The 238-nt window shown below is 70.6% G+C and carries 1 pseudogene; it reads left to right on the plus strand.

What is annotated here, in order from left to right:
* Positions 1-79: 79 nt before the first annotated feature.
* Positions 80-238 (plus strand): annotated as a pseudogene (locus tag KVT44_RS59815) (cell division protein FtsQ); the annotation flags it as partial.

Raw genomic sequence — 238 nt, forward strand, 5'->3', positions numbered from 1 at the left:
CGCCTCCGCTAGGCCCGCATGAGGGAAGGCAGGGAGCGAGGCCGGACCGACGACCGCCGAGCGCGGTGAACGGCAGAAGTTGGAGACCGGCCCGCCCCGCCTCAGGCGGCTGCGTCGCCTTCGTATGCTCATCATCCTTTTGATCGCGGTGGTGTTGGCGTCGGCAGCCGCGCTCTGGCTGCTCTACGGCTCGCCGTGGCTGCGGGGCGAGAAGGTTTCGGTCTCCGGGGTGCGGGTC

Source organism: Streptomyces sp. GbtcB7 (genome assembly GCF_019091445.1).
Lineage (GTDB): Bacteria > Actinomycetota > Actinomycetes > Streptomycetales > Streptomycetaceae > Streptomyces > Streptomyces mirabilis.